Here is a 26,795-nt window from a genome sequence, read left to right as displayed (position 1 = left end):
GGGAGGCCTACCCGCTGCCGGGCCGCCTATGCGCGGACCGTCGCACCGACGCGGCGACCCCGAGCGCGCCGAAGGACCCCCCCCCTGCGACCGCGATGCGCGGGCTCGGCGACGCATTCGGGGCCCGATTCGGGGTACGCCTTCGGGACGCATTCGAGGACAGGAGGAGCGTCATGAACACGCGACCGATGTCGGCCACCGGGCACCACTGGTGGGAGGCCGAGCGACGGCGCACGACCGCGGTGCAGCAGGGTTTGGCCGCCGTGTCCTGGGTCTTCCTGCTGATCGGCGTCATGGGCTTCGTGCCGCTGTTCACGACCGGGTTCTCCGGGATCGCCTTCGCCGGGCCGGACACGACCGCCGAGCTGTTCGGGGTCTTCACCGTCTCGGTGCTCACCAACCTGATCCACCTGGGCTTCGGCGTCCTCGGGCTCCTCATGTCCTGGATCGCGCGGCTCTCGCGCCGCACGCTCCTGGGCGGCGGCGTCTTCTTCGGCCTGCTGGGCCTGTACGGGGTCGTGGTCTCGATGGCCGGGGGCGGGGGCTTCCTGCCCTCGACGTGGGCGATCAGCCTGCTCCACCTCGTGCTCGGCATCGTGATGATCGTGCTCGGCGTCGTCCTGCACCGCCGCCTGCCGCGGGAGAGCGAGGCCCGCGGCGAAGGGGACTTCGGCGAGACCGGCCGCGGGGCGGCCCGCTGAGAGCGGCCTTCAGCCGGAGTCCTGGGTGGTGTCGTGGGGGTCGCCGACGGGCTTGGACTGCGGGGAGCCGCGCTGGCGCAGGTAGATGCTGGCGACGACGATCGTGCCGATGGCCAGGAACTCCGACTGCCAGTTCTGGAGCGTCCGGTTCCAGAAATCGGCGCTGCCGACGTACCCGGCCCAGCTCAGCGGGTCCTGGAGCTGCGCGAGCCGGTCGGCGTTGTAGGCCGCGCGCCCGGCGACCGACTGCGCCAGCCACGACAACGCGAACAGCACGCCCATCACCGCCCCGAGCGACTTGGCGAACACGGCGGTCCGCCAGCCTCCGGCCCTCGCCCACCGCGGCGAGTCCTCGGTGGCGTACCGGCCGATCTTCTGCTCCTTGTCGGACTCGGTCCCGGTCTTGCCGACGAGTTTGGACTCGGGCGAGCCGCGCTGGACGAGCCACACGGTCGCGAAGACGTAGAGGAAGAACTGGAGGTACTCCGACTGCCAGTTCTCGGCGACGTCCACTGCGAAGTCGCTCGACGTCACGTACTGCACCAAGGAGGCGGGCGCGCCGCCCTCGACCAGCTGCCGGTCGTTGTAGTCGGCCTGCCCGGCGAACACCTGCCCGACCAGGGCGGCGAGGAACAGCAGCCCAAATACGATGCTCAACCCGTTGTCGCGCAATGCCTTCCGCATAGCCGCCCCCTCACAGCCGCAGCAGCCCGACGGCGATCACGTACCCAAGCCCGACCGCGGTGAACGCCAGGTACACCGTGAACATCACGCGTCGCATCAGCCCTCCACCTCGCACTCGTAGGGCCGCTCCCCCTGCGGTGCGCACCCGGCGGCGACCACCTTCCATCCGCCGGCCAGCTCCGCGAGGAACAGCGTGTCGCCGCCGGTCCGCACCAGGGCCCGGTCGCCCCACACGTCAGCCGTCCCGACCGCCTCGGTGGGGAGACCCAGTGCGAGGACCGCCGCCCCGCACGCCTCGCCGTCTTCGGCGGCCAGCCGCTCCGCGGCCTCCGGCGACAGCAGCCCGCACGCCGCCGCGCCGTCGCCTTCGGCGAGCGCCGTCACGAACGCGTCCGCGGCCGCCTCAGCGTCCTCGCCGCGCTGCCCCGTCCCGCACCCCGAGGCCGCCCAGCAGACCGCCAGCCCACAGGCCACCCTGATCCCGATCCGCCACACGGCTGCATAGTTCCCAGAAACGACCAGGCCAAACAGCCGACCGACCGGGTCAGCGCACATCGGCGCGGCCACCTCGAATGCGATTTGCGGCGTTCCAACCGATTCCAATGGACCATGGCCGAGCGGTGCGCCCGGATCCAGAATCGAGCGACGGGACCCTCTTCGATCCAAGGAGCACCGCATGGAACGGACCAAGACCTTCGCCGTGACGCTCGTCAGCGTCATGGCCGCACTGCTGCTGGCGCTGTCGGCGTCCGGCGCGCAGGCCGGACCGGCCGAACCCGAGGCGGCGCATGCCCAGACGAGCCTGGAAGCCGTCGCCGACGTCGCGCCGACCGACGCCTGGGACTGCATCGGCTACCTCGAAGACGTCGGCTACGGCCTCGACAGCACGCGCATCTTCTTCTGCCGGCTCGGCTCCACGGGCGGCACCAACATCTACGCGTGCCAGATCGGCCTGATGGACTCGGGAGTCCTCCAGAGGCACGCGGTCACCGCCTGCAACCTGGCGACCTGGTAGTCCGGACGACGAGACAGCAGCGGTCATGTGCCGCGCGTCCGGGCCGAGCCCCTGGGGCTCGGCCCGGACGCGTTCGGATTCGTTCGGAAACCGCGCAAGGCGTGTCCGGTCAAAGAGGATCAAGGGTCAGTTGCCGCAGGAACCGATGTCGGCATTGAGGAAGGGAAGACGGATGAGCAATCGACTGCGCACCGGACTGACGGCCGCGGGCGCGCTGGCCTTCGTCCTGATCGCCGCGGCCCCGGCGGCCGCGAGCACCGGACACCAGAAGTCGGCCGCCGAGCCCGACGGGTTCACGCCGCCGTACGCCAGCGTGCGGATCACCGACGCCGACAACCGCGACTTCAGCGTCCGGATCACGAGCGACGACGACAGCGTCCGCATCACCAAGCTGCCGGGCCTGAATAACCGCGACTTCAGCATCGCCCCCGCCAACCGGGACTTCTAGCCCCGGCCGACGCGTTGGCAGGCCCCGGGCGGAACACCAGGGTCACGCGACCGGGCGGAGCCGCTCCATGCGAAACCACCTGAGACCGCGCCGAGACGGGACGCATTCATGGGGCGTCCGGCACTGCGCCGGACGCCCCATCGCCTGCGCGAATCAGCGCGGAACCGGGCCCCTTGCCCGCCCGCGGCCCCAAATCTGGCCCGTCCCCGCTCTGGTCGCGTCAAGGCCCTGATTCGGCACTCCGGACGGGTTTATTCGAGCCGGTGTTGGTCAGCGAGGTGACAGCCGGTGCGGGGCGACTTAGGCTGGGGGCATCGATGGAGTCGCTCGGTCGCTGTGCGGGTCGCCCTTGGAGGGCGTGATCCAGAGCAGACAACGCACACCGCGCGCTCCATGCCAGTGCCGGGCACGGCGGTCCTCAAACCGCCTTCGGCTCGCGGCCGTGGAGGCGCGGGAACGTACCGGTCCAGCCCGGGCGCACGCTCACCTGGTCGATCCGAGGCCGGCCACGGGGTCGGTCTGCGAACCGGAGGACCGTAAGGCGGTGGCCGACATGGCACCACAGCGATCGAGTGACCATCGGACCCGTCGTGACGACGACTACGGGCCGCTGCAACCCCTGTTCACGCAGATGGCTGCGCTGGCAGAGGATGATCCGGAGCGGGCCGAGCTGCGGGAGCGGCTCATCACCGGGCATCTGCCGCTGGCCGAGCATATCGCGTTCCGCTACGCCAGCAAGGGCATCGCGACCGAGGACCTGATCCAGGTCGGCTCGGTCGGGCTGATCCACGCCGTCGACCGGTTCGATCCGTCGATGGGCACGGACTTCCTCTCGTTCGCAGTGCCCACGATCATGGGCGAGGTGCGTCGGCATTTCCGCGACACGGCCTGGCCGATGCGCGTCCCGCGGCGCCTTCAGGAGCTGCGTCTGGCGATCAACGCCGCCAGCGCGGATCTGGCGCAGGAGCTGGGCCGCCCGGTGACCGACGGCGATCTCGCCGAACGGCTGGGCCTGACCGAGGCCGAAGTGGCCGAGGGGATGGAGGCGAGGCAGGCGTTCCGTTCGGTCTCGCTGGACGAGCCGGTCCGCGGCGACCCGGCGTCGGGCACGCTTGCGGACGCTGTGGGGGTCGAGGATCTCGCATTGCGGCTGGTGGACGACCACGAGGCGCTGGTGCCGCTGCTCCAGGACCTGCCCGAGCGCGAGCAGCGGATTCTGGCGCTGCGGTTCTACGACGAGAAGACCCAGGTCGAGATCGGCGAGGAGGTCGGCCTGTCGCAGATGCACGTCTCGCGACTGCTCCGCACCACCCTCGACGAGCTGCGCGAACGCATGCTGACCGCGCCGGAATGACCGGCGTACGGTTCGCGCCGACCGCGGACGGGTATCCGGCGCGTATGACGAGCTGGGACGTTTCGGGCGAGGCGTGGGACATAGAGACCGAGCCGGGCATCGCACTCCACGGTCGCTCGATCGGGACGGGCCCGGCGGTCGTCCTCCTGCACGGGCATCCGCGCACCCACGCCACCTGGCACCGCGTCGCCCCGGCGCTCGCCGCCGCCGGGTACGCCGTGGTCTACCCGGATCTGCGAGGATACGGCCGCTCCTCCAAACCCGAGCCGGACGCGGAGCACCGCCGGTACTGCGATCGGGCGATGGCCGCCGACACCGCCGGGCTCATGTCGGCGCTCGGGCACGAACGGTTCGCGGTCGTCGGCCACGACCGAGGCGCCTACGTGGCGTTCCGCACTGCCATGGACTTCCCCGACCGTGTTGCGGCCCTGGCCGTCTGCGACGGCGTCCCCATCATCGAGGCGCTCGAACGCGCGGACGCCCGCTTCGCCGCGAAGTGGTGGCACTGGTTCTTCTACGGCGCCTCTCCGCACGCCGAGCGCGTCATCACCGCCGACCCCCTCGCCTGGTACCGCCTCGATCGGGAATCGATGGGCCGCGACAACTATGAGGACGCGGCCGCCGCCGTCACCGACCCCCGCACCGTCCGGGCCATGCTGGAGGACTACCGGGCCGGACTCACCCGCGACCGCGAGCACGACGCCGCCGACCGGGCCGGCGGCCGCCGCGTCAGAGCCCCGGTGCTGGCCATGTGGTCCCGCTTCGACGACATGGAAGACCTCTACGGCGACCCGGCCGCGGTCTGGGAGCCCTGGTGCGAGCGGCCGGTCCGCACCGCCGTCATCGATTCCGGCCACCACATGTCCGAAGAGGCCCCCGACCAGGTCGCGGCCGCGCTTCGCGGGTTCTTGGCGGAGACCGCGCCCGCATGAACGGACCGGGTGCGGGTACCCGGCGGGTCCACGCATCACGTCGAGGAAGAGGAGTCCACGGTCCTGCCCGGCATGACCACCGGTCTCGACGAGGCCCGCCGCGCCGAGCTCGGTGCGGCCTTCGCCGCCAGCCGTGCGAAGCACCTGGGCGACCGGCCCGGCCACGCGAGCCGCGAGGAGCTCGAACTCCAGGCCCGCAACATGAACGTCAGCGGCGCCTCCGGCATGGACAAGGCGCAGCTCAAAGACGCCGTCAAACCCGATTAGCCACCCGCGGCGCCGCGGGGGCGCGCGGTTACCGGGCTCCGCCGCGGGTATCCGTCAGAGTCAGGGCCCCGAGAGGCCGACACCACGCGCGAAGGGGGACGGCGCGATGAGCAAGCCCGCGCAGCAGCAGGAACCGCCCGGACGGACCGACCAGATGCGGCCGCGGCCGCGGGACGCCATGGACGGCTACGAGGGCCGCGGCCTGCTCAAGGGCCGCAAGGCGCTCGTCACCGGCGGCGACTCCGGGATCGGGCGGGCCGTCGCCGTCGCGTTCGCGAAAGAGGGCGCCGACGTCGCCATCGCCTACCTGGAGGAGCACGACGACGCCACCCGCACCGCGCAGCTCGTCGAGGCCGAGGGCCGCACCTGCGCGCTCCTGCCCGGCGACCTCGCCTCGTCCGAGCAGTGCCAGCGGGTCGTCGAGGGCACCGTCGAGGCCCTCTCCGGGCTCGACCTGCTCGTCAACAACATCGCCACCCAGACCCCGGTCGACCGGCCCGAGGAGATCACCGACGCGCAGTGGACGCACACGTTCGACGTGAACATGCACTCCTACTTCCGCGTCACCGCCGCGGCCCTCGCGCACCTCGGCGACGGCGACGCGATCGTCAACACCGCCTCGGTGAACGGCTTGCGCGGCAACAAGACCCTCATCGACTACTCCGCGACCAAGGGCGCGATCATCGCCTGGACCTACTCCATGGCCCAGGCGCTCGCCGACCGCAAGATCCGCGTCAACTGCGTCGCGCCCGGCCCGGTGTGGACGCCCCTGATCCCCTCGACCCTCTCTGAGGAGCACGTGGAGGGCTTCGGCGAGCACACGCCGATGGGCCGCGCCGCCGACCCCGACGAGATCGCGCCGTCGTACGTGTTCTTCGCGTCGAACCGGCTCTCCTCGTTCTACACCGGCGAAGTCCTCGCCCCGCTCGGCGGCGAGACCATGCCCGGCTGACGCGTCCGGGACCCGATCCGAGACACGCCTCCCGTTGCGCCTTCCACGGCCGCGGGAGGCATTCATCAGCTGATTTTTTGTTTCTTCATGCGATCAAACATTGACAACCATGGCATCGATGCTCAAGAATATCTTGGTATATATCCAGGTTGATCCCTTGCTTTTCGAGATCGACTCGCGCGGGACGACAGGCTTCGCTGGATGAGCAGAGAAGGAATGGTCAGATGAATGCAGTCCGCAGATCGGCGGCGCTCCGTCGGATGGCGCTGGTGGTCCTCGTGGTCGCCGGGCTTCTGGGCCTCGCGGCGCCGGCGCAGGCGCAGGTGTACTCGACGTGCGACCGGTGGGGCAGCTACACGCAGGGCACGTGGACCGTCTACAACAACATCTGGGGCGAGAACGCCGGCGGGCAGTGCCTGACGGTGAACAGCATCAAGTCCTGGTACGTCGACGCGAACCACTCCGGCGGGGGGATCAAGTCCTACCCGAACACCTCGGTGCGGCCGCAGACCCCGCTGTCGCAGTTGAACTCCGCGGGCTTCTGGTACGACACCTCGTCGGCGCCCGTCGCCGGCGGCGACTGGTGGAACTGGACGAGCGACCTGTGGTCGACGGGCAACCAGGACGAGATCATGGTGTTCACCGACTGGTCCGGGGGGACGGCCGGGGGCTGGGGGACGCAGATCGCGTCGAACGTGTGGATCGGCGGCGTCCTCTACTCGTCGGTCTGGCAGGCCGACCCCGGATGGAACGTCCTCCAGCTCATCCCCGCGCAGAAGACCACCACCGGCACGGTCGACGCCGCGGCGGTCTGGCGGTGGGCCGCGGGCAGCGGTCTGCTGCGCAACACGACCTTCGACACGATGCAGTTCGGCCTTGAGATCACCGCGACCAGCGGCGTGTCCAAGCGGTACTCGCTGAACGCCTACAGCGCCTGGTGGAGCAACACCTCCGGCGGCGGGTCGACGATTTGAGCGGGCATCGGCGCCGCGCCCGGTCCGCGGAGTCCGCGGGCCGGGCGCGGCGGTCAGCGCACGAGTTCCAGGATCAGGGCCTCCCCGGGGGCGAGGAGCGGGAGCTGGACGCCGAGGTCGGCGATCACCGATCCGGGGAGTCGCAGGCCGCCTCGGGTCAGCCACGGCGGGGGGATCTCGTCGAGTCCGCGCGGCACCGGGAGCTCGGGGACCGGGGCGACCTGGTAGCGGCGCTCCGGGTCGAGGCCGGGGATGCGGAGCGCGGTGGCGAGGGCGCGGGGGCCGGTGGCGTGCCGGGCGACGCGCACGACCGCGCGGGCGCGGTCGTCGCTGACGACGGCGGTGGCGGTCGTCCCCTCGTCGCCGGTGTCGAGATGGGAGAGGACGCCGGTGTGGAGCAGGCCGCGGAGTCGGCGGTAGCATGCGACGCCGTCCCGCAGGCGGTCGAGCTCCTCGGGCGTGCACGTCGTGATGTCCCATTCGATGCCGGCGGAGCCGAAGACCGCGGTCGCGATCCTGAAGTCGAGGTCGGAGGCGCGGCGCGTGGTGTGGGCGGTGGGCGGGCCGATGTGCGACCCGATGAGTTCGAGGGGCAGCAGCAACTCGGTCCAGCGCTGGATCGCGAGCCGCTCCACCGGGTCGTTGGTGTCGGAGGCCCAGACGCGGTCGGTGCGGGCGAGGATGCCGAGGTCGACGCGAGCGCCGCCGGAGGCGCAGGACTCGATCTCAAGCCGTGGGTGCCGGTCCCGGAGCCGGTCCAGGAGCCGGTAGAGGGCCTCGGTGTGCCGGTGGACGTTGGCCCGTCCGTCGTGGACGGCCTCGATGAGGTCGCGGTTCTGGTCCCACTTGATGTAGTCGAGCCCGTATTCGCCGACGAGCGCGGAGATCGCGTCGAGGAGGTGGCCGAACGCCTCGGGGCGGGTCAGGTCGAGCGCGTACTGGCCGCGCCACGCCCGGGTCGACGGGGGTTGGAGCAGCCATTCGGGGTGTTCGCGCGCGAGATTCGAGTCGGGGTTGACCATCTCGGGCTCCAGCCACAGGCCGAACTGCATGCCGAGGGAGCGCACGGTGCGCACGATCGGGTGCAGGCCCTCGGGCCACACCTCGGGGTCGACGGTCCAGTCCCCGAGGCCGGCGGTGTCGTCGCGTCGGCCGAGGAACCAGCCGTCGTCGAGCACGAACCGCTCGACACCGATGTCGGCGGCCGTGCGCGCCAGCGTCTCCAGCCGTGCGAGGTCGTGCTTGAAGTAGACGGCCTCCCAGGTGTTCAGCACGACGGGGCGGGGCTCGCGCGGATGCGAGGGGCGGGCCCGCAGCGAGCGGTGGAACCGGTCGCCGAGGCCGTCGAGGCCGCGGTCGCTCCAGACGAAGACCGCTTCGGGGGTGCGGAAGGACGCGCCCGGGGCGAGCTCGATCTCCCCGGGACGCAGCAGGGGGCCGGCGCCGAGGAGGGTGCGCGACTCGGGGAGGGCGTCGTGGCGATACACGGCGTCGCCGCTCCAGGCGAGGTGGACCGCCCAGAGTTCGCCTGCGGCGCTGTCGAAGCCGGGGGTGCCGAGGACGAGCGTGAACGGGGAGTCGTGGCCGGTGCGCCCGCGCCGGGTCTCGCGGACGCGGCTGCCCTGCGCGAGGGCGCCGCGCTGGGGGACGCGCTCGCGGGTCCAGCGGCCGGTGAAGTCGAGGACCTCGGCGGCGCGGTCGCCGACGGGCATCACGGCTTCGAGCGCCGCGAGCGAGAGGGGCTCCTCGCCGGTGTTGGCGAGTTCGTGGGCGACGCGCAGGACTCCGGTGTCGTCCAGGTGCAGTCGGCTGTCGAGGCGGAGGCCGGGCGCCTCGGCGCTGACGTGGAGGGTCCGGGTGTCGGCGTCGGTCTCGAATCCCGCGTCGGCGACGGTCCACTCCGGGTACTGGGCCCGGCCCGCGCGGTGCGCGGCGAGACCGGGACGGCCCTCCCAGCCGTCGGGTTCGCCGGGCACCAGGGTGAGGGGCCAGGGCGCGTCGAGCGCGCTCGGCGAGACCGGCCGCTCGCGCGCGCGGCGCAGCTCTTCCAGGTCACGGTGGCCGAGGTCGCCGAGGTCCCGGCCCCAGTGCAGGACTTCGGGCAGCCCGCGCTCGGGCAGGTGCACGATGACGCAGACCCCGGCGGCCCAGAGCATCCGGATCTTGCCGTCGCCGGGGGACGCGGACGGGTCCGGCGTCGGTGCGACGCCCCGGGGACGGGGGCCTTCGGCGACGGCGGTGCGCGGGTCGTTCATTCGGTCTCCTGGTGGCCGGGATCGGGGCCGTCCAAGTATCGGCAAACGACACACGTTTGTCAATATAAGAAACTAACTCTGCGGCTCGGATCAGAACCGGAGGAAGTCCCGGATGGCGAGCACGGCCCCGGCGCGGGCCCACTCGGCGAAGTCGAACGGCTGGACGTCGAGCGGGGTCGGGACCCCGAGGTGGCGCCGGTACAGCGCGACGGCGGCGTCGAGTTCGTCCCGGGCCAGCTCGGCCACGGCGATCCCGTCCCCGGTGACGACGATCTTCTCGGGGTCCATGGTGTTCGCCAGGGTCGCGACCAGCACGCCGAGGGCGTGTCCCGCGTCGCGGAACGCCTGCATGGCGGCCGGATCGCCGCCGCGGGCGAGGTCGAGCACGCTCGCGTAGTCCAGGCCCGGCGTCCGCAGCGCGGCCACGATCGCCGAGTTCGCGAGGTAGGAGGCCGCGCAGCCGCGGTGGCCGCGCTCGCACCGCGGACCGGTGGGATCGACCGGAAGGTGCTCCAGGCTGCCCGCCTTGCCGTTGACGCCGGTCACCACCTTGCCGTCCACGACGATGCCGACGCCGATCCCCGCGCCGACGGTGACGAGCACCATCGACTCGTAGCCCGCGCCGACGCCGAACCAGTGCTCGGCGGCGGTCAGCGCGCGCACGTCGTTCTCGGCGGTGGCGGGCACCCCGAGCCGCTCCGCCACCAGCTCCGCCAGCGGGACCTCGCTCCATCCCAGGAAGGGCGAGTGCGCGACGGTCTGGCGCCTGCCCGTCGACACCACGTCGCCCGCGAGCCCGATCCCCGCGCCGATGACGCCGGGCTGCTCGGCGCCGAGGCGCTCGTGCACGGCGCCGATCTGCTCCACGGCGTCCTCGACCCGGCGCGAGGCCAGCGGCTCGTCGTACTCGACCAGGGCCCGCGCGGTGAGGTCGGTGACGACGGCGAAGAGCCGGTCGCTGGTCAGCTTGACGCCCAGGAACTTCCGGCCCTCGGGCCGGATGCTCAGCAGCTCGCTGGGCCTGCCGGTCGCCCCCCGCAGCTCCAATGCGCCGTCGGTGACCAGGCCCTGCTCAAGGAGCACCCGCGTGACCCGGGTGAGGCTGGCCCGGGACATGCCGAGCTCCCTGGCGATCTCGGCCCGCGACTTCGGGCCGTGGATCAGCAGCTCGCGCAGCGCGCTGCGCTCCAGGCCGCTGAGCGGGGCCCCGGCCTGCGGGACCTCCTTCGCCACTGCCGGCGTCTGCTTCATCGGGGCCTCCTCGGTTTGTTCAGTGTCAACGGTATCCGGGCCGCATCTCGGCGCTCGATCGGATCGAACATCACGTTTGTCAGCATTCGCCGGGCCGTCACGGACTCAAGTTGGTTTCTTGTGTTGACAAAGTCAGTGGATTCTGCGTACCGTACATCGCACCAGGTCAGGCATCCACATACCTCGATAGACCTGTGCTGCACGACTCCCAAATCCCTTCACGACGACGAGGTCACCCATATGACTACTCCCTCAGAACCGGCGCCCTTCAAGCGCCGCTCCCTGTTCAAGGCCGCCGGGCTCGGGGCCGCGGGGGCCGCGGGCCTCCCCATCATCGCCGCCTGCTCCGACATCGAGTCGGGCGGCGGCAGCACGCAGGCCACCGAGGGCTTCGACTTCCTCCCCGAACACGTGGACTGGCCGCTGCCGGTCCAGCCCGACCTGGTCGGCGAGCCGCCGAACCACCCCTCCGGCTTCACGTCCTACCCCGAGCCGGTCCAGGCCGTCACCGACGTGCCCGCCGGCAGCGGCGCCTACGAGCTGACCGTGCCGTGCTGGGGCCCGGCCCCCGCCAAGGACGACCCGTACTTCGCCGCGGTCTACGAGGCCTGGGGCGGGACCAAACTCGAACTGCGCCAAGGCGACGGCATGACCTTCGCCGACACGGCGGTGCAATGGGTCAAGGCCGACGAGTACGGCGACGGCATCCAGCTGTTCAACTACATGACCGGCTCCTTCGGCAGCTTCCAGGAGACGGTGGTCAACTCGTTCTACGACCTCACCGAGATCCTCAAGGGCGACATCTCCGGGCGCTGGCCGCTGCTGGCGGCGGTCCCGACGCCCGCGTGGGGGCTGGCGGTCTGGTCGAAGGACCCCGACGACCCCGACACCGCGGGCATCTACGGCATCCCCATGAGCTACTCGGGGGGCCAGGGCAACGGCGTCCTCGCCCGCACCGACCTCATGGAGGCCGCCGGGATCGCGATGCCGACCACGGTCGAGGAGCTGCTCGAAGCCGCCCGCGCCTGGTCGGACGACGCGAACGGCAAGTGGGCGTTCGCCCAGCTCGACTGGTTCATCGGCCAGTGGTTCGGCCTCGGCGGCACCGACGGCTGGAACTGGGACGCCGACGAGAAGAAGATGGTCAACAACATCGAGCGGCCCGAGTTCACCGAGATGATGGAGTTCCGCCGCACCCTCTGGGACGAGAAGCTCATCCACCCCGACGTGCCGACCGGGACCCTCGACGCGGCCGCCCTCCAGGAGGCCGGGCAGATCCTGTTCACCCAGGACAACCTGGTCCGCTGGAACGACTACAACATCAAGGTCAAGAAGGGCGAGGTCGAGGGCGCGGTCGCCCCGCTCCCGCCCCTGGCCGCGAAGGGCCGCACGCCCACGGTCGCGATGGCTGCCGGCATCGGCGGCTGGACCTTCCTCAACAAGAGCCTCTCCAAGGAGCAGGTCGAGGAGATCCTCGACATCGTGAACTGGTGCGCGGCCCCCTACGGCACCACCGAGTACCAGCTGCTCCAGTACGGCGTCGAAGGCGAGCACTTCACGATCGGCGACGACGGCACCCCCGTGTTCACCACGCTGGGCAGCGAGGTCGTCCAGGGCCCGGTGCACTACAAGGCGCTGGGCAGCCAGGTGGAGACGTTCCTGACCGGCGACCCCGACATGGTCGCCGCGCGCTTCGAGTATGACGCCTCGATCCAGGACTACGCCATGGAGAACGCGTTCGAGGGCGTGCGGGTCGAGGCCCCGGCCGAGGCGAAGGCCGCCGGGCAGACCCTCTGGGACCAGCAGCAGGACATCGCGTTCGGCCGCGCCGAGCTCTCGTCGATCCCCGACATGGTCGAGACGTACCTGAACAACGGCGGGGAGACGGCCCGCCAGTACTACACCGACGCGTACAAGGCCGTTCACGGCGAGTAGCGCCCGGCCGGGCGGGCCCGCGGGCCCGCCCGGCGGACCCGCCGCTCCATACAGGATCTACGACGACTGGAACCCAAGCGATGGCAACACTTCAGAGCACCGCGCCTCCGGACACCGGAAGGCCCGCGAGCCGCCCGATCGTCAGGCGCAGACGCACGGTGGCCCAGCGCTTCCGGCACGACTGGCCGCTGCTGCTGCTGGCCCTCCCCGTGGTCGCGCACCTCGGGGTGTTCCACTACTGGCCCACGGCCTGGAACATCATCGCGTTCATGGACTACAGCCCCTACCGGCCGTTCTGGGAGAACCCGTTCGTGGGCCTGGCGTGGTTCGGGAGGCTGTTCGACGACCCGTACTTCACGCCCGCGCTGCTCAACACCCTGAAGTTCTCGGCGCTGAACCTGCTGTGCATGTTCCCGCTGTCGATCGTGCTCGCACTGGTCATGAACAGCATCGTCTCCATCAGGGCCCGCAGCACCTTCCAGTCCATCGTGTACCTCCCCCACTTCTTCTCGTGGGTCCTGGTCGTCACCGTGTTCGTGCAGGTCCTCGGCGCCGACGGCCTCATCTCGAACTGGATCATGGACGGCGGCGGGGACCGGCTCAACTTCACCTCCAACCCCGAGACGTTCACCCTGCTGGTGTGGATGCAGTGGGCGTGGAAGGACGCGGGCTGGGGGATGATCATCTTCCTCGCGGCCCTCTCCTCGATCAACCCGAGCCTGTACGAGGCCGCGGCCTCCGACGGCGCGAACCGGTGGCGGCGCATGTGGCACATCACCCTGCCGGGCATCCGGCCGGTCATCATCCTGCTGCTCATCCTCCAGATCGGCGGCATCCTCTCCGTCGGCTTCGAGCAGTACCAGCTCCAGCGCCAGGCCGTGGGCTACCAGGCCACGGAAGTGCTCGACACCTACGTGTACTACCAGTCGATCGTCGGCAGCCAGGGCGAGTCGTTCGGCACGGCGGCGGGCCTGTTCAAGGGCGTCATCGGGCTGCTCCTGATCCTCGCGTCCAACAGCATCGCGCACCGCCTCGGAGAGCAAGGGATCTACCAGAAGTCATGACCGCCACCGACATCCGACTCAAGCCCCGGCGCAGAAGCGCCCGGCCCGTCTGGGACGAGGAGCCCTCGCTCCTCGGGAAGGCCGTCAAGGCCCTGTTCCTGATCTGCTACGGCGCGGCCATCGTCCTGCCCCTGTGGGCGGTCGTCGCCACCAGCCTCGCCAGCGAGGAAGCGCTCACCCGCGCCGGGGGGAATCTCCTGATCCTCCCCACGGACGTGAGCTTCCAGGCGTACCGCGAGATCTTCTCGGGCGGCGCGCTCACCGACTCGCTGGTCCTGACCACCGTCCTCACCGCCGGCGGCACCGCCATCAGCATGATCCTGACGATCTGCGGCGCCTACGCGCTCTCGCGCACCGGCTCGCTGCTGCACCGCCCGATCCTGTGGCTCATCCTGCTGACGTTCCTGTTCGGACCGGGCATGTACCCGAGCTTCCTGGTGGTGCAGCAGCTCGGGCTGTTCAACTCCTACTGGTCGCTCATCCTGCCGGGGGCCGTGGGCACGTTCAACATCATCATCCTGCGGGCGTTCTTCATGAACTCGATCCCCGGCGAGCTCCTCCAGGCCGCCAAGATCGACGGCGCCGGGGAGTTCCGGACCCTGTTCACCATCGTGCTGCCGATGTCGAAGGCGATCCTCGCCGTCATCGCGCTGTTCTACGCGGTCGGCTACTGGAACATGTACTTCCAGGCGGTCCTGTACACGCCGGGCCTGGAGACCCAGCCGATCCAGGTGGTGCTCCAGCGGATGCTCATGTCCACCCAGGGCCTCCCCGAGGGCGCGCAGGCCGCGGCCCAGTACCAGGACCAGGGCGAGGCCGCGCCCACGGCGGCGCTGAAGATGGCCGTCGTCGTCTGCACGATCATCCCGATCGTCATCATGTACCCGTTCATCCAGAAGCACTTCACGAAGGCCGTCATCACCGGCGCCGTGAAGGGTTGAGCCGCGGTCTGTGAGGGGCCGCCGGTAAAGGGCGTCCGGGCCGAGATCCGGGCCCGGACGCCCGTCCTCCTCTCCCTCGCGCACCTCCACTCCCACCACCTCCAACGAAGGAGCAACCCCTATGCGACGACGCACGTTCACCGCCGCCCTCGGCGCGGCCGCCCTCGCGGCGGGCGCCCCGGCCTCCGCGGCCTTCGCCGCGTCCGGACCGCGCTGCGAGGACGTCTACACCTGGAAGAACGCCACCGTCAACGGCGGCGGCTTCGTTCCGGGCATCGTCTTCAACGAGACCGAGCCGGGCCTCGTCTACGCCCGCACCGACATCGGCGGCGCCTACCGGTGGCAGGAGGACACCCGCACCTGGACGCCGCTGCTCGACTGGGTGGGCCGCGACAAGTGGGGCTGGTCGGGCGTCGTCTCCATCGCGTCCGACCCGGTCGAGCCCGACCGCGTCTACGCCGCCGTCGGCACGTACACCATCGACTGGGACCCGAACAACGGCGCGGTCCTCTACTCCGACGACCGCGGCGAGACCTGGGGCGCCGCCGAACTGCCGTTCAAGCAGGGCGGCAACATGCCCGGCCGCGGCATGGGCGAGCGCCTCGCCGTGAACCCGGCAGACAACGCCCAGGTGTACCTGGGGACGCCGAGTGGGAACGGCCTGTGGCGCTCCGTCGACTTCGGCCGGACCTGGGCGAAGGTCGAGTCCTTCCCGAGCGCGGGGAACTTCGTCGTCGATCCCGCCAACGCCTACCAGGCCGACAACCAGGGCGTGATCTGGATCGACTTCGACCAGATCGGCGGGAAGATCTACGTGGGCGTGGCCGACCCCGACGACCCGCTGTACGTCTCCGAGGACGGCGGGGCGACCTGGCAGGCCGTCCCCGGCGCCGCCGAGGTGCTGGGCGAGGTCGACGGGAACCGCACGATCCCCAAGCAGTCCGCCGTGGACGACGCCAACGGCTACCTGTACGTCATCACGAGCTGGGACCCCGGGCCCTACAACGGCGGACCGGCCTCGGGACGGGGCGGCCGGATCATGCGCCTGGCGACCCAGACCGGCGAGTGGACCGACGTCACGCCCGCCTACAACCCCCGCGGGGTGATCCCCGGCTTCGGCGGGATCACCGTCGACCGCCAGAACCCCGGCACCCTCATGGCGTCCACGTGCAACAACTGGTGGCCCGACGAGATCCTCTTCCGCTCCACCGACTCCGGTGCGACCTGGTCGGTGAGCTGGGACTACGCCGAGGGCCAGGAGCGGCACGACCGGTTCGACATGGACGCGTCCGCCAGCCCGTGGCTGGCGTGGAACGGCGAGGACCAGGGGCCCGCCTACGCGGTCAAGCATGGGTGGATGATCGAGGCGTTCGCGATCGACCCGCACGACTCCGACCGGATCATGTGGGGCACCGGCGCCACCGTCTGGGGCACCGAGGAACTCACGAAGTGGGACGCACAGGGCGAGCTCATCGGCGAGGACGAGGCGGGCGGGCGCGTCGCGCTGCCGGTCGAGAAGTTCACCGTCGGCGTACGGGCCCAAGGCATCGAGGAGACCGCGGTCCTCGACCTCGCCGCGCTCGGCGGGACGCTCGTGTCCGCCGTCGGCGACGTCGGCGGGTTCGTCCACACCGACCTCGGCCGGGCCGAGCCGATGATCGACACGAACTGGTCCACAGGCACGAGCGTCGACTTCGCGCAGTCGGACCCCGACATCGTCGTCGGCACCGGCAACGTGCACGGCGACGAGCAGGGCCACGTCGGCGTCTCCACCGACCGGGGGCGGACCTGGCGGAACGCCGCGCGCCTCGACGGGGTGCCCGGCGACGGCCACGGCGGGACCGTCGCGGTGAGCGCCGACGGCTCCCGGATCTACTGGTCCCCCAGCGACACCGAGGTGACCCCGGTGTACAGCACCGACCTCGGCGAGACCTGGACGCCGGTCGAGGGGCTGCCCGCGGGGGCGAAGATCCGGTCCGACCGCGTCCGGGCCTCGCACCTGTACGCCTTCTCGGGGGGCGTCTTCTACCGGAGCACCGACGGGGGCGCGACCTTCGCCGACACGGGTGCGACCGGCCTGCCGACCGCCGCGGTCGAGGACTTCCGGGCCGTCCCGGGCCACAAGGGCCACGTCTGGCTCGCGGGCCGCGGCGACGAGACCGAGGGCGTCGGCGGCGGCATGTGGCGCTCCAAGGACGGCGGGGCGACCTGGAAGCGCGTCGCGGTGTTCGCGACCGCCGAGTCCGTGGGCTTCGGCAAGGCGGCGAGGCGGTCCGGGTATCCGGCGATCTACACCTCGGCGGTCATCGACGGCAAGGCCGCGATCTACCGGTCGACCGACGGCGGCGCGCGCTGGTTCCGCATCAACGACGACGACCATCAGTGGGCCTGGTCCGGTTCCGCGATCACCGGCGACCCGCAGGTCTACGGACGCGTCTACCTGACCACCAACGGCCGGGGCATCGTCTACGGCGACATCGCCGACTGACCGGGTCCCGGTCCCGGTCCGGGTGCGGCGATGCCGCGTCCGGACCGGGACGGCCGACCGCCGGGCCCGTATGCGGGCCCGGCGGTCGCGGCTCGCGCTACGTCCAGAGGGAGTAGCTGTTGAGGTTGAAGTTGTGGCCTCCGGCGGCCGAGGTGATCTCGAACCCGAAGGCGATCTCGCCGATGGTGACTTGCGGCATGCGGCCGTTGGCGACCAGCCACTGGGCGTGCGCGGTGATGTCCACCCAGGAGTTGGTGGTGTGGTTGCGCGCCAGGAAGCTGTAGACCGCGTTCGACCCGTTGCTTCCCTGGTAGAAGGCCCAGTTCTGGCCGCCGAGGTTGACGTCGGCGACGTAGGAGCCGATCGGGCCGACCGCGCCGTGGTACTGCGTCCAGATCATGATCTCGTAGTCGTGGCCGTTGCCCCACACGTCGTAGGTGGTGCAGTAGGCGAGGTTCGAGCCGGTGGGCACGGTGACGTTCGTGTTGGCCGAGACGCTGCCCATGTTCCACACGTCGCGTCCGAGCTGGTAGGCCACGTGCGGGTAGGACTTGACGCCGCCGGTGTTCGGGTGGTCGGCCCACACCCCCCAGTTCGAGTACGAGTTCGCCCAGATGGACTGGTAGCCGGCGCCGGAGCCCCAGACGTGGTTGTTGACCGTGTACGCGCCGTCGGTCCACTTCCCCCAATCGTCATCGGTGGACCAGACGGCGGCTTGCGCGGGTGACTGGAGGGCGCCGACGGCGCCCGCGGCGGCTACGGGTGCGGCCAGTGCCGCGGTGAGGAGGGACCTGCGTCGCATGGAGGACTCGCCTTTCTCAGGTGACCGTTTGACATCCATACATCCTTGAATGTCGATGTGTTGATTAAATCATGCAACAAAGTCGATGTCCATGGCCGCGCGACCGATGATCTCCAGATGATCCGTTCAAGCTGCCTTGTATGAAGACCTGCGCCGAATCCACAGCGCTTCGCGTGCCGCTCACTTGATTCCGATCGTTGACAAACTTGGCGACCACTGCGTCCGGCAATCGGCAGAGAGAAAGCCGCCCCGCGTGCTGCGGGGCGGCTTTCGCGTTGCGGTCCTAGTGGAGGCGCAGCAGCGCCGCACCGTGCGGCCGGAGCCGCACCTTGAGGTGGTCGCCGGCGGCGAGGTCCGCGCGGTTCCAGCAGTCGCGGACCCGCTCGGGGCCGGCGAGGCCCAGGGCCGACCACGGCAGTTCCAGTTCGACGTCCGCCTCGCCGCGGTTGAAGAGGGCGGCGAACGCGCCGTCCTCGGAGGCCCACGCCAGGAGGTCGCCCTCGCGCCAGACCTCGCGGGCCCCGACCGGGTGGCGGAGGGAGGCGAGGACCTCGGGATCGGTGAGCAGCTCGATCGTCTCCGGGCTGGAACTCGGCAGGTCGGCGCCGACCATGAGCGGGGAGCGGGCGATGCACCACAGCGTGAGCATCGTCCGCTGCTCGTCCAGGGTCAGCAGGCTTTCGCGCGGCTCGCCGACCTCCGCGCGAAGACCCATGCGGCCCAAGGGGAGCATGTCCGCGTCCGGCCAGTGGCCCGGGCCCGCGTGGGGCGCCCAGTCGCGGAGCAGGTCGAACTGGCCGTCCACATCGCGCCAACGGTCCCACAGGTCGCCCGAGATCCGCCACAGATGGGAGTGGGCCTTGAGGTGCTCGGCGTGGTCGATGGGGAGCCCCACGCCCGGCGAGAGGCTGAGCACCATGTCGCGGCCCGAGCGGTCGATCGCGCGCCGCAGCGCCTCGATCTCGTCGGCCCAGTACGGGCCGATCATGTCGTCGGCTTTCACATAGTCCACACCCCAGTCCGCGAACTGGCGGGCGAGCGCGTCGTAGTACGCCTGGCCGCCGGGGTGGGAGTGGTCGATGCCCCAGTTGTCGTCGTTCCAGGCGCACGGGCGGTCTTCGTCGGCGATCTGCGACGCCGTGTAGGGGGTCCCCTTGATCGGCGCGTCGGCGGCGACGGCCTGGCGCGGGACGCCCCGGAGGATGTGGACGCCGAACTTCAGGCCCAGGGAGTGGATGTGGTCGGCGAGCGGCTTGAACCCGGCCCCGCCCGCGGCCGAGGGGAACCGGTTCGGCGCGGGCTGCGGGAGACCGTGCTCGTCGAGGACGAGCTCGGCGCCGGGGTTGTAGCCCCCGGCGCGCGCTTTCGGCTCGTACCACTGGATGTCGACCACGACGTACTCCCAGCCGTGCTCGGCCATGTGCTCGGCGATGAACTCGGCGTTCGCGCGCGTCTCGGCCTCGGTGACCGAGCTGCCGAACACGTCCCACGAATTCCAGCCCATCGGCGGGACGGCGGCGAGTGGACTCACTGGTGCTCCTTGGGTTCGGGCCGCCTGCGCGGCCGCGGGGTCGGCGGTCATACCGTGCCGACGAGGTCGGCGAGCGCGCCGTCTCGGACGAACACGGGGATGCGTTCGAGCGGGGCGTCGGCCGTGATCCATCGGCCGCCTTCGTGCGCGGCGCCGGTGTGGAGGTCGGTCCAGGTCGCACCCTGCGGGAGGTAGACGCGCCGCTCGGTCGCGCCGGGCTCGACCACGGGCGCCACGAGCAGGTCGGGGCCGTACAGGTACTGGTCGGCGAGGTCCCAGCAGGTCGCGTCGGCGGGGAACTCGTGGAAGACGCCGCGCATGACCGGCTGGCCCGACTCGTGGGCCTCGGCCATGAGGCGGCGGGTGTAGGGGCGCAGGGCCTCGCGGAAGTGCACGTAGCGCGAGAGGATCGCGTAGACGTCCTCGCCGTAGCTCCACAGCTCGTTGGGCGCGCCGGAGGCGCAGCGGCCCGAGCCGTCGGCCGCGGTGACCGGCTCGCTCGGCTGGCGGTCGCCGTGCATGCGCATGACCGGGCAGAACGCGCCGAACTGGAACCAGCGCACCAGGAGCTCCCGGAAGCCCGGGTCGCCGACGTCGCCGCCGCCGAATCCGCCGATGTCGGTGGTGAACCACGGGATCCCGGCCACGCCCATGTGGACGCCGGAGGTGATCTGGCGGCGGAAGTCGGTCCAGCCGGAGTGGATGTCGCCCGACCACACCAGCGCCCCGAACCGCTGGGACCCGGCCCACGCGCAGCGGACCAGGTTGACGACCTCCTCCTGCCCGGCCTCGCGCTGGCCCTCGTAGAACATGCGGGAGAACGCCTGCGGGTAGAGGTTGCCGACCTGGGAGGCGGGCCCGGCGTGGAACCGGTAGACGTCCCAGTCGTAGACGCCGAACTCCGGCTCGGCCTCGTCGAGCCAGAAGATCTTGACGCCCAGGTCGTGGTAGTTGCGCTTGACGATCTCCCAGGCGCGTTCGCGGGCGCGGGGGTTCGTCGGGTCGAGGAACATGCTCGGACCGAGGAACCCCATCTGGACGGCGTTCCCGCGCTCGGTGCGGACGAGCAGGCCGTCCTTCTTGAACTCGGCGAAGTTCTCTGACTCCAGCGAGACCTGCGGCCACACCGAGACCATGAGCTCGACGCCGAGGTCCTTGAGTTCGGCGACCATGGCGGCCGGGTCGGGCCAGAACTCCTCCTCGAAGCGGAAGTCGCCCATCTTGGGCCAGTGGAAGAAGTCGGCGACGATGACGTCGAGCGGCAGGCCGCGGCGCTTGTGCTCGCGGGCGACCTCCAGGAGCTGCTCCTGGTTCCAGTACCGGAGCTTGCACTGCCAGTACCCGAGCCCGTACTCGGGCATCATCGGGGCGTGGCCGGTCGCGTCCGCGTAGGCGGCGGTGATCTGCGCGGGGGTGTCGCCCGCGGTGATCCAGTAGTCGAGCTGCCCGCACGCCTCGGCGGTCCACTCGGTGCGGTTGGCGCCGAAGGTGGCGGTGCCGATCGCGGGGTTGTGCCACAGGAACCCGTACCCGGCGCTGGAGAGGACGAACGGGACGCTCGCCTGCGAGTTGCGCTGCGCCAGTTCGAAGGTGGAGCCCTTGAGGTCGAGGATCGCCTCCTGGTACAGGCCCATGCCGTACAGCTTCTCCCCCGGGGCGGGCGCGAACGAGGCGCGGAGGCGGTGCGCGCCGCCTGGGAGCGGGCGGTACTCGCGGGCGGTCCGCCGGTGCGCGCCGCCGCCGACCTCTTTGAGGAGGGTGCGCCCCTGCGCGTCGCGGAACTCCAGCGCGCAGTGGAAGGTGTCGTACCCGGCCTGCCAGTTGAACCCGCCCCAAGTGCGGAGCACGGCGGTGATGCCGCCGTTGACGATGGTGGCCGTCGCGCCGTCCACGGTGATCTCGACCGGGGCGGGCTCGGGTTCGAGCAGGGCGAAGTCGGTGTCGGCGACCGTGCCGTCGACGGTGCCGCGCACGCGCAGGGAGTTCGGCCCCCACGCCTGGACCGTCAGCGTCTCGCCGTCGCCGCGCCAGATCACCGCGTCGCCGGTGGTCTCGAATGCGTCCATGTTCAGCAGTTCCTCTTCTCGACAGGGGCCGCCGGAGCGAGCGGCGAACTCGCGGTCGCGCCCGGCCGGGGAAGCGGCCGCGGATGAGGATCGCACACATCGGGACGATGCGCAATCGTTTGATCATCGATTTTCGGAGCAGCCTCGCGGCGCTCCGAGCGCCGCGCGGCGCCCCGTCGGCTCAGGCGCGCGGGGGCGCCGTGGACTCTCGCACCACGAGCTGGGGTTTGACCACTGAGGACCGCAGGTCCTCCTTGCCTTGGAGCCGCTGGGACAGCAGGTCGAACGCGCGGGCGCCGAGGTCCTCGAAATCCTGCTCGACCGTCGTCAGGGACGGGCGCCAGAGCGAAACGAGGGGCTGGCCGTCGAATCCGGCGACGGAGACGTCGCCGGGGACGTCGAGGCCGCGGTCGGCCAGGGCCCGCATCACTCCCAGGGCGATCTCGTCGTTCCCGCAGAAGACCGCGGTCACGTCGTCGCGGCCGGCGATCCGCTCGCCCCAGCGGTAGCCCGACAGGGCGTCCCACTCGGAGTCCATCACGGCGGGGACCTCCGCACCGGCGTCCTGGAGCGCGGCACGCCAGCCCTCGGTGCGGCCCGACGTCTTCCCGCCGGTGGGCCCGGCGATGTGGTGCACGGTGCGATGCCCTTGCCGGAGCAGGTATTCGGTGACCTGGCGGCCCCCCGCGGCCTCGTCGATCAGCGCGGCCAGGGAGCCGTCCGCACGCTCCGATTCGCCTCCGGCGGCGACGACGGGGAGGGACGCGGGCAGGGCCCGCGACGCCTTGATGCCGGCCTGCCGGAACTCCAGTACGATCACGCCGCCGATCGGCTGCGACAGGGCCAGGTCGACCGCGCGCATCACCGACTCGTCCTCGTCCGATGCCACGATGGTTATCGAGACCGACATCCCCGCCCGCTGGGCGGCGGTCTCGACGCCGCCGAGCGTGTTCGCATAGCCGTAGGCCGACGTCGTGCCCTCCGCGATGATGGAGATCAGGGTCGGCTGGCTGAGCCGCAGCGACCGGGCGGCGCTGTTCGGGCGGTAGCCGAGCTGCTTCACCGCCGCGTGGACCCGCTGGGCCAGGTCCGGGGCGACGTTCTTGGTTCCGTTCAGCACTCGGGAGACGGTTGGCACGGAGACCCCCGCCGACTTCGCGACATCGGCGAGGACGGGGGCGCGGTACGACTTCGGGGAGTCCATGGCATCGAGGATACGAGACGCCCGGGACCGGCGACACCCAGGATGCCGTACTGAGATAATCGTTTTCTCACATGCTAGGCCGCATCAAGATCATTTTTCGGCAAGCGCTCGCAACAATGAGTGCCGATTGTAGTGCGGATATGCGAACGCGCCCTCGCGAGCAGCGTCGGTCCCCGCCTTGGTCGAGGACGCGATTATTGACCGGCGTCGATCGTGTTGATAACCTTCTCTCGATGGCGGCCCCTCGGAGGCCGACCAATTCCGGCACCTTGCGGCCTCTCCCGCCGTTCAGCGCAGTGCCGTCCAACTCAGGGCCATCACTAGGAGGACCCCTCATGGTCGAATTCTCACGCCGCAAGTTCCTCGGGGCGGTCGGCGCCGCCGGAGCGGCGGCCGCGGCGGGCGCCACCGGCGCCTGTTCCGGCGACAGCGCGGGCGGCGCCACGGGCGGCGACTACGACATGCCGACCTACCAGCCCGCGCCCGAACTCGACGTGCAGCCGTACTACGCGACCGACACCCCCGGAATGCTCGACGTCTACACCGAGTACCCGAAGACCTACTTCAAGTCCGTCAGCCGCGAGCCGGGCTCGGGCGGCAAGGTCACCTGCTTCCAGCTCACCTGGGGCGACCCCTCCAAGCCCCTCGACGAGAACCCGTACTGGCAGGAGCTCAACGAGCGCATCGGCGCCAGCTACGAGCCGCAGTTCGTGCCTCAGCCGGTGTTCTACGAGAAGTTCGCGACGATGCTCGCCTCCGGCGAGGTCCCGGACCTGGTGTTCATGGACGACCAGAAGGCCGTCAGCCTCCAGGGCATCCGCGACGGGGCCTTCGCGGACCTGTCGGAGGTCTTCTCGGGCGACAAGATCCTCAAGTGGCCCAACCTGGCCGCGCGCAAGGAGGAGATCTGGAGGGCCGGCCTCAAGGACGGCCGGATCTTCCAGGTCCCGTCCGTCGGCGCGGCGCTGACGAACATCCCCACGATGCGCACCGACCTGGTCGACCAGACCTCGATCGGCCGCGCCCCCAAGGACGCCGACGAGCTGTTCACCATGCTCAAGGAGGTCTCCGCGCTCGGCACGGGCCCCGGCGGCCAGAAGGTCTACGGCCTCAACAGGTACGACCCCTTCCCCGGGACCGCGGCGATGTTCCACCGCCTGTTCAAGGTCGGCCCCGAGTGGCAGCTCAACGGCGACGGCGACCTGGTCCACCTGATCGAGACCGAGAACTACAGGCTCATGCTCGAATGGCTCGCCCGCGCCTGGGCCGAGGGCATCTTCGACCCGATCTCCATGACCCCCACCGCGACCGACATCGTCTCCGGCGCCGCGATCCGCTACGACGCGGTCTGGGGCGCCACCAGCGCGACCGGGCTCTCCCAGTGGGAGGCCGACCTGCCGGGCGCGAAGTACGACTTCTTCGACATGCCCGGCTTCGACGGGTCGGCCCAGCTCGCCGTGCGGAACATCCCCTACGGCAAGTCCACCTGCGTGTCCGCCAAGGTCGCCGAGGACGAGGACCGGCTCACCGAGGTCCTCAACGTGCTCGACTACTTCTGCGCGCCGTTCGGCTCCGAGGAGAGCCTGTTCGTCAACTCGGGGCAGGAGGGCCGCCACTTCGACTTCGACGAGAACGGCATCCCGATCCCCAACCCGGAGTACGCGACCGAGCTGGGCGTCCAGTACGTCGGCGTCCCGGGCGACAGCGGCGGGTACCAGGTGCACCCGAACGCGCTCCCGTGGGTCGACTCCTTCGTCACCGCCATGGAGTCGCTCGCGCAGAACTCGATCGACCGGCCCCTGACCGGCCTTGAGAGCGCCTCGCAGACCTTCATCACGAAGGGCGCCCAGCTCAAGCAGTCGTGGACCGACTTCGAGAACGGGGTCATCACGGGCCGCGAGAGCATCGGCGACCTGGAGTCCTTCGTCTCCAACTACATGTCGCAGGGCGGCACCCAGGTCCGCGATGAATACGCCCAGGCGCTCAAGGACGCGTCCGAGTGAGCGTGAACATCGCCGCACGCCCCGAGACCCGCGCCAAGCGGGCCTCGGGGCCTTCCCCTGCCCCCCAGCGCGATCGCCGAGGCACACTGCGCCAGCGGATCTGGCGCGAGCGGTGGACCTACACGTTCATCGTCCCCGGCGCGCTGTTCTTCCTGGTGTTCGCGTACGCGCCGATGGCCGGCAACGTGGTCGCGTTCCAGCAGTACTCGCCGTTCCGCGGGTTCGCGGGCTCGCCGTTCATCGGCTTCGCGAACTTCACCGTCCTGTTCCAGGACCCGGCCATCCTCCAGGCGCTGGAGAACACCCTCGTCATCGCGGTGCTCCAGCTCGTCTTCGCCTTCCCCGCGCCGATCGCGCTCGCGCTGCTGCTGAACTCGCTGATCTCCGACCGTCTCAAGCGCATGGTCCAGACCGTCGTCTACCTGCCGTACTTCCTGTCGTGGGTCATCGTCATCTCCGTGTGGCAGCAGGTCCTCGGCGGCGGCGGGCTCATCGCGGGGCTCCTCGACGGCTGGGGCGCCTCCGGGTTCGACGCGATGACGAACGCCGACACCTTCAAGCTCCTCGTCGTCGCCCAGAACATCTGGAAGGACTCCGGCTGGGGCACGATCATCTTCTTCGCGGCGATCGCTGGGATTCCGAACGAGCGGTACGAGGCCGCGGCGATCGACGGCGCGACGCCCTGGCAGCGGACCTGGCACATCACGCTCCCGGCGCTCGTCCCGGTCGCGACCCTGCTCTTGATCCTCAACATCGGGTCGATCCTCACGGTCGGCTTCGAGCAACTGCTCCTTCAGCAGCCGATGGTGGGCGCCGAAGCCTCCGAGGTCTTGGACACGTTCGTCTACTTCAGAGGCGTGCTCGGCGGCCAGTGGGGCATCGCGACCGCCGCGGGCCTGCTCAAGGGCGTCATCGGCACCATCCTCGTACTGTCCGCGAACCGGGTCGCCAAGCGCCTCGGCGGAGAGGGGATCTTCTAATGGCAACGACTGCTGCACTTCCCGTTCGGCGCAGGCAAGGCGCCGCGCCTTGGATGAAACCGCCCTCGCCGTGGGTTCGCGGAGTGAAGGCCCTGGTGATCACCTTGATCGTGATCACGATGATCTACCCGCTCGTCTACGTCATCGCGATGAGCTTCGCCGCCCCGTCCCAAGCCCGGGCGGGCGTGCTCTTCCCCACCGAGTTCTCCCTCGACGCCTACAGGGCGATCTTCAACGGCGGCACCGTCACCCAGGGCCTCCAGAACTCGCTGTTCATCACCGTCGTGGGCACCGTGCTCTCCCTCGCCGCCACCTCGATGCTCGCGTGGGGCCTGGCGCGAACGCGGCAGGTCCCGGGCGCGAAGTTCGTCCTCGTGATGATCCTCGCGACGATGTTCTTCAGCGCCGGGATCATCCCCAACTTCATGCTCATCAAATACCTGGGCCTCCTGGACTCCACCTGGTCGCTCATCATCCCCGGCCTCATCTCGGCCTTCAACATGATCGTCATCAGGAACTTCTTCCAGGGCCTCCCCGAGGAACTCATCGAAGCCGCAAGGATCGACGGCGCGGGCGAATGGCGGATCTTCCTCCAGATCGTCCTGCCGCTGTCCAAGCCGGTGCTCGCGGTGATGGGCCTGTTCTACGCCGTCGGCTACTGGAACACCTACTTCAACGCCCTGCTCTACATCAACGACTCCGAGAAGTGGCCGATCCAGGTCGTCCTCCAGCAGTACGTCCTCGCGGGAGTGCAGATCCCCGGCGCGATCGTCTCACCGGACCAGCCCCCGCCGCCGGGCGTCACGCTCCAGATGGCGGTGATCGTCCTGGCGACCGTCCCCATCCTGGTGGTCTACCCGTTCCTCCAGCGGTACTTCACCTCCGGCGTCCTCACCGGAGCCATCAAGGGCTGAACGGCGAGACACCGAGGGGCCGAGCGGGTTCGCG

23 protein-coding genes are annotated in these 26,795 nt (G+C 70.4%); 15 read left to right on the top strand and 8 right to left on the bottom strand.

All coding sequences use genetic code 11. The features are described 5' to 3' along the window. Nucleotides 1-173: 173 nt before the first annotated feature. Nucleotides 174-701: a DUF4383 domain-containing protein gene (locus ACFFXY_RS10810; RefSeq protein ID WP_382349590.1), complete on the top strand. Its 528-nt coding sequence runs from the start codon at nt 174-176 to the stop codon at nt 699-701. Nucleotides 702-710: 9 nt separating this feature from the next. On the opposite strand, the gene ACFFXY_RS10805 is transcribed toward ACFFXY_RS10810, so the two are convergent. Both ACFFXY_RS10805 and ACFFXY_RS10800 read right to left on the bottom strand, forming a co-directional pair. Next, a complete protein-coding gene (locus ACFFXY_RS10805) occupies nt 711-1,385 on the bottom strand; it encodes a DUF6766 family protein (protein WP_382349587.1) in 675 nt (224 codons plus the stop codon). Nucleotides 1,386-1,481: 96 nt separating this feature from the next. Beyond that, the gene (locus tag ACFFXY_RS10800) at nt 1,482-1,859 is read right to left on the bottom strand and encodes a hypothetical protein (RefSeq protein ID WP_382349584.1); all 378 of its coding nucleotides are present in this window, start codon (nt 1,857-1,859) and stop codon (nt 1,482-1,484) included. A gap of 202 nt (nt 1,860-2,061) precedes the next feature. Between ACFFXY_RS10800 and ACFFXY_RS10795 the strand changes: the two genes are divergently transcribed. From ACFFXY_RS10795 to ACFFXY_RS10765, 7 genes are all read left to right on the top strand, one after another. Continuing rightward, nucleotides 2,062-2,400 (top strand): hypothetical protein, encoded by a 339-nt coding sequence (locus ACFFXY_RS10795; protein ID WP_382349581.1) that lies wholly within the window; start codon nt 2,062-2,064, stop codon nt 2,398-2,400. A gap of 172 nt (nt 2,401-2,572) precedes the next feature. Then, nucleotides 2,573-2,848, top strand: coding sequence for a hypothetical protein (locus ACFFXY_RS10790; RefSeq protein ID WP_382349579.1), 276 nt, complete (start codon nt 2,573-2,575; stop codon nt 2,846-2,848). Between the two features lie 553 nt (nt 2,849-3,401). Continuing rightward, entirely contained in the window at nt 3,402-4,202 is an 801-nt protein-coding gene (locus ACFFXY_RS10785) for a SigB/SigF/SigG family RNA polymerase sigma factor (RefSeq protein WP_382350616.1), read from the top strand. 44 nt (nt 4,203-4,246) lie between these two features. Next, entirely contained in the window at nt 4,247-5,134 is an 888-nt protein-coding gene (locus tag ACFFXY_RS10780; protein ID WP_382349577.1) for an alpha/beta fold hydrolase, read from the top strand. 9 nt (nt 5,135-5,143) lie between these two features. Beyond that, the gene (locus ACFFXY_RS10775; RefSeq protein WP_382349574.1) at nt 5,144-5,401 is read left to right on the top strand and encodes a hypothetical protein; all 258 of its coding nucleotides are present in this window, start codon (nt 5,144-5,146) and stop codon (nt 5,399-5,401) included. 106 nt (nt 5,402-5,507) lie between these two features. Further along, on the top strand, nt 5,508-6,353 hold the full coding sequence (locus ACFFXY_RS10770) for an SDR family oxidoreductase (protein WP_382349571.1): 846 nt from the start codon (nt 5,508-5,510) through the stop codon (nt 6,351-6,353). Between the two features lie 224 nt (nt 6,354-6,577). Beyond that, complete coding sequence (locus ACFFXY_RS10765) at nt 6,578-7,327, top strand: glycoside hydrolase family 12 protein (RefSeq protein ID WP_382349568.1); 750 nt, start codon at nt 6,578-6,580, stop codon at nt 7,325-7,327. Between the two features lie 53 nt (nt 7,328-7,380). On the opposite strand, the gene ACFFXY_RS10760 is transcribed toward ACFFXY_RS10765, so the two are convergent. Together ACFFXY_RS10760 and ACFFXY_RS10755 are read right to left on the bottom strand one after the other, a co-directional pair. Beyond that, on the bottom strand, nt 7,381-9,582 hold the full coding sequence (locus ACFFXY_RS10760; protein ID WP_382349565.1) for an alpha-galactosidase: 2,202 nt from the start codon (nt 9,580-9,582) through the stop codon (nt 7,381-7,383). Between the two features lie 90 nt (nt 9,583-9,672). After that, nucleotides 9,673-10,833, bottom strand: coding sequence for an ROK family protein (locus tag ACFFXY_RS10755; protein ID WP_382349562.1), 1,161 nt, complete (start codon nt 10,831-10,833; stop codon nt 9,673-9,675). A gap of 240 nt (nt 10,834-11,073) precedes the next feature. Here ACFFXY_RS10755 and ACFFXY_RS10750 point away from each other — a divergent pair, with 240 nt between their 5' ends. The 4 genes from ACFFXY_RS10750 to ACFFXY_RS10735 all read left to right on the top strand — a co-directional run bounded on the left by ACFFXY_RS10750 (nt 11,074) and on the right by ACFFXY_RS10735 (nt 17,261). Beyond that, nucleotides 11,074-12,768, top strand: a complete 1,695-nt coding sequence (locus ACFFXY_RS10750; RefSeq protein WP_382349559.1) for a type 2 periplasmic-binding domain-containing protein — start codon at nt 11,074-11,076, stop codon at nt 12,766-12,768. 80 nt (nt 12,769-12,848) lie between these two features. Next, nucleotides 12,849-13,832 carry an ABC transporter permease gene (locus tag ACFFXY_RS10745; RefSeq protein WP_382349557.1) on the top strand — a complete coding sequence of 328 codons (984 nt, stop codon included), beginning with the start codon at nt 12,849-12,851 and terminating at the stop codon, nt 13,830-13,832. Then, nucleotides 13,829-14,773 carry a carbohydrate ABC transporter permease gene (locus ACFFXY_RS10740; RefSeq protein WP_382349554.1) on the top strand — a complete coding sequence of 315 codons (945 nt, stop codon included), beginning with the start codon at nt 13,829-13,831 and terminating at the stop codon, nt 14,771-14,773. Before ACFFXY_RS10745 ends, ACFFXY_RS10740 begins: the two co-directional genes overlap by 4 nt. Nucleotides 14,774-14,894: 121 nt before the next feature. Continuing rightward, nucleotides 14,895-17,261, top strand: a complete 2,367-nt coding sequence (locus ACFFXY_RS10735) for a xyloglucanase (protein ID WP_382349551.1) — start codon at nt 14,895-14,897, stop codon at nt 17,259-17,261. A 97-nt stretch (nt 17,262-17,358) separates the two neighbouring features. Here ACFFXY_RS10735 and ACFFXY_RS10730 read toward each other — a convergent pair whose 3' ends face one another. The 4 genes from ACFFXY_RS10730 to ACFFXY_RS10715 all read right to left on the bottom strand — a co-directional run bounded on the left by ACFFXY_RS10730 (nt 17,359) and on the right by ACFFXY_RS10715 (nt 22,864). Continuing rightward, nucleotides 17,359-18,063 carry a GH12 family glycosyl hydrolase domain-containing protein gene (locus ACFFXY_RS10730; RefSeq protein ID WP_382349549.1) on the bottom strand — a complete coding sequence of 235 codons (705 nt, stop codon included), beginning with the start codon at nt 18,061-18,063 and terminating at the stop codon, nt 17,359-17,361. Nucleotides 18,064-18,346: 283 nt separating this feature from the next. Continuing rightward, nucleotides 18,347-19,594, bottom strand: a complete 1,248-nt coding sequence (locus tag ACFFXY_RS10725; protein ID WP_382349546.1) for a glycoside hydrolase family 27 protein — start codon at nt 19,592-19,594, stop codon at nt 18,347-18,349. 47 nt (nt 19,595-19,641) lie between these two features. After that, complete coding sequence (locus tag ACFFXY_RS10720) at nt 19,642-21,660, bottom strand: glycoside hydrolase family 31 protein (protein WP_382349543.1); 2,019 nt, start codon at nt 21,658-21,660, stop codon at nt 19,642-19,644. 181 nt (nt 21,661-21,841) lie between these two features. Next, entirely contained in the window at nt 21,842-22,864 is a 1,023-nt protein-coding gene (locus ACFFXY_RS10715; protein WP_382349541.1) for a LacI family DNA-binding transcriptional regulator, read from the bottom strand. Nucleotides 22,865-23,199: 335 nt separating this feature from the next. On the opposite strand from ACFFXY_RS10715, the gene ACFFXY_RS10710 reads away from it, so the two are divergent. The 3 genes from ACFFXY_RS10710 to ACFFXY_RS10700 all read left to right on the top strand — a co-directional run bounded on the left by ACFFXY_RS10710 (nt 23,200) and on the right by ACFFXY_RS10700 (nt 26,761). Further along, complete coding sequence (locus ACFFXY_RS10710; RefSeq protein WP_382349538.1) at nt 23,200-24,867, top strand: type 2 periplasmic-binding domain-containing protein; 1,668 nt, start codon at nt 23,200-23,202, stop codon at nt 24,865-24,867. Continuing rightward, the gene (locus tag ACFFXY_RS10705) at nt 24,864-25,847 is read left to right on the top strand and encodes an ABC transporter permease (RefSeq protein WP_382349536.1); all 984 of its coding nucleotides are present in this window, start codon (nt 24,864-24,866) and stop codon (nt 25,845-25,847) included. The genes ACFFXY_RS10710 and ACFFXY_RS10705 overlap by 4 nt, the downstream gene beginning before the upstream one ends. A gap of 95 nt (nt 25,848-25,942) precedes the next feature. After that, a complete protein-coding gene (locus ACFFXY_RS10700; RefSeq protein ID WP_382349534.1) occupies nt 25,943-26,761 on the top strand; it encodes a carbohydrate ABC transporter permease in 819 nt (272 codons plus the stop codon). Nucleotides 26,762-26,795 lie beyond the last annotated feature (34 nt).

The sequence above is a fragment of the Glycomyces mayteni genome, assembly GCF_042428885.1.
Lineage (GTDB): Bacteria > Actinomycetota > Actinomycetes > Mycobacteriales > Micromonosporaceae > Glycomyces > Glycomyces mayteni.
Note: the sequence above shows the minus strand (reverse complement) of the source record. Positions and strands in the feature narration are given on the sequence as shown.

Bases quoted from the DNA above. Each gene is read 5' to 3' on its own strand.
- ACFFXY_RS10810 (WP_382349590.1), top strand. From the start codon at position 174: ATGAACACGCGACCGATGTCGGCCACCGGGCACCACTGGTGGGAGGCC.
- ACFFXY_RS10805 (WP_382349587.1), bottom strand. From the start codon at position 1,385: ATGCGGAAGGCATTGCGCGACAACGGGTTGAGCATCGTATTTGGGCTG.
- ACFFXY_RS10795 (WP_382349581.1), top strand. From the start codon at position 2,062: ATGGAACGGACCAAGACCTTCGCCGTGACGCTCGTCAGCGTCATGGCC.
- ACFFXY_RS10790 (WP_382349579.1), top strand. From the start codon at position 2,573: ATGAGCAATCGACTGCGCACCGGACTGACGGCCGCGGGCGCGCTGGCC.
- ACFFXY_RS10785 (WP_382350616.1), top strand. From the start codon at position 3,402: ATGGCACCACAGCGATCGAGTGACCATCGGACCCGTCGTGACGACGAC.
- ACFFXY_RS10780 (WP_382349577.1), top strand. From the start codon at position 4,247: ATGACGAGCTGGGACGTTTCGGGCGAGGCGTGGGACATAGAGACCGAG.
- ACFFXY_RS10770 (WP_382349571.1), top strand. From the start codon at position 5,508: ATGAGCAAGCCCGCGCAGCAGCAGGAACCGCCCGGACGGACCGACCAG.
- ACFFXY_RS10765 (WP_382349568.1), top strand. From the start codon at position 6,578: ATGAATGCAGTCCGCAGATCGGCGGCGCTCCGTCGGATGGCGCTGGTG.
- ACFFXY_RS10760 (WP_382349565.1), bottom strand. From the start codon at position 9,582: ATGAACGACCCGCGCACCGCCGTCGCCGAAGGCCCCCGTCCCCGGGGC.
- ACFFXY_RS10755 (WP_382349562.1), bottom strand. From the start codon at position 10,833: ATGAAGCAGACGCCGGCAGTGGCGAAGGAGGTCCCGCAGGCCGGGGCC.
- ACFFXY_RS10750 (WP_382349559.1), top strand. From the start codon at position 11,074: ATGACTACTCCCTCAGAACCGGCGCCCTTCAAGCGCCGCTCCCTGTTC.
- ACFFXY_RS10745 (WP_382349557.1), top strand. From the start codon at position 12,849: ATGGCAACACTTCAGAGCACCGCGCCTCCGGACACCGGAAGGCCCGCG.
- ACFFXY_RS10740 (WP_382349554.1), top strand. From the start codon at position 13,829: ATGACCGCCACCGACATCCGACTCAAGCCCCGGCGCAGAAGCGCCCGG.
- ACFFXY_RS10735 (WP_382349551.1), top strand. From the start codon at position 14,895: ATGCGACGACGCACGTTCACCGCCGCCCTCGGCGCGGCCGCCCTCGCG.
- ACFFXY_RS10730 (WP_382349549.1), bottom strand. From the start codon at position 18,063: ATGCGACGCAGGTCCCTCCTCACCGCGGCACTGGCCGCACCCGTAGCC.
- ACFFXY_RS10720 (WP_382349543.1), bottom strand. From the start codon at position 21,660: ATGGACGCATTCGAGACCACCGGCGACGCGGTGATCTGGCGCGGCGAC.
- ACFFXY_RS10715 (WP_382349541.1), bottom strand. From the start codon at position 22,864: ATGGACTCCCCGAAGTCGTACCGCGCCCCCGTCCTCGCCGATGTCGCG.
- ACFFXY_RS10710 (WP_382349538.1), top strand. From the start codon at position 23,200: ATGGTCGAATTCTCACGCCGCAAGTTCCTCGGGGCGGTCGGCGCCGCC.